At 37.1% G+C, this 1,562-nt stretch carries 1 protein-coding gene; it reads left to right on the top strand.

Annotated elements, in window-relative coordinates; genetic code table 11:
* Positions 1-307 precede the first annotated feature (307 nt).
* A partial coding sequence (locus tag QI30_RS18855) for an AsnC family protein (protein WP_126992083.1) occupies positions 308-1,562 on the top strand: 1,255 nt, incomplete at its 3' end.

Genomic DNA, 1,562 nt, shown 5'->3' with positions numbered 1-1,562 from the left:
CATTTTACTAACAAAAAATGAACGTAAAAAAGCTATCTAAAACGACTGATAAGTGTTGGATTGCCGTCCTTCACATATCACTAACGACCGTATGAGTGGTACGGTGTCAGCTTGTCATAATAGATAGCCAGTTTTAAGCTATGAAGCTAGTTAGGGAGTATTCGACGTACTTCCTAATGTCCCTTTAATTCTACATATATTTTCTGTAGGTTGCAATAGTTTTTAACTGGCTATGTTATTAAAGGCACGTTGCGCCATACTGTAGGCGTTACGTGCTTTTTTCGTTTCTAAGGAGCGGAAAATAATAATGATGAATTTATCTTATGCACCGCATAAACATCAAGAAAACTTGATTAGCGAATGGCAAGACTGCTATATCACAGCAGAAAAGAACGTGGGCATGATAGCTACATTAGACCTGTCTAGAATTGCGTATAACGAGCCTAAACAGTTTTTCTGGACATATGAATCGTTAGGAAAGTTATTAAGCCTTACAGAGCGTGAGAAGCCTTATACCAACGTCTATTTATCACTTAATGCTTTTTGTGAAGTAAATGGTCAGATGAAACGTAGTGCTAATAATTTAGCGCAGATTCGTAATGTAGGTATCGATTTAGATTGCTACAAGCTAGGCATCTCACCAGATCAATGTAAAGAAGAACTGTTTAAACTAATTGCACATAGTAAGTTACCTAATCCTAATTTAGTAATTAATTCGGGCAATGGTGTACAGCTTATTTATTCAATACAGGGGGGAGCAGCACCTACCAATGAAATTAAATGGCTGACAATGTACATAACAAGGGAACTAACTGGTCAATTGATTGATTTAGGAGCGGATTACCAAACTTGTACACTGGAACGAGTATTTAGATTGCCTTATACATTGAATAAAAAAGAGGGTTATCCCACAAAGCTAGTAACGGCTGAAATTTGGAATCGTAGAGAATGGCATCTTAATGAATTGATGGATTATGTGAAGCCGTATAAGCCAATGAAAAAGCGTTCTAAATTGCGTACAGTAACACCATTAAAGGGGTATAAAAAAGGCACACGCACGCTTACACAAATGAACATGGCACGTGCGAATGACATTTTAAATCTTGTACATATCCGAAATGGAGAAATTGAGAATCGTAACATCTTAACGTATGATTATGCATTTGCTCTGACGCTAGGAAGCGATATGAGCCATTTAGAAGTCCTTACAGCGACTTTTCAGCTTGATATTAGTTTCACATCTTCACAGAAGAAAAACGTCCTCAAAACGACTGTAAAGAGTGCATATGAGCGAGCTACAAAGTTTTGGAGAGCATATGAAGAGAATAATTACAGTATGAGAGGTTTAGACAGTAATTTAGTTAAACCTAAACAGACACGTACAATCATACGCCAGCAGGCCATTACAGCAGCAGAAATGGAATTTTTAGAGGTATTGATTGGCAAAGAGGAAAAAGAGCGTAGACGTACTGATAAGCGTCGAGATCAAGGGCAAAAATCAATGGAACAATATAATGCTGAACGAGCACAAAAGGTTAATAGTAACCTTGAAAAATTACGTA

The sequence above is a fragment of the Candidatus Kurthia intestinigallinarum genome, assembly GCF_003991225.1.
GTDB classification, from domain to species: domain Bacteria; phylum Bacillota; class Bacilli; order Bacillales_A; family Planococcaceae; genus Kurthia; species Kurthia populi.
This window is presented reverse-complemented; position numbering and strand designations above follow the sequence as displayed.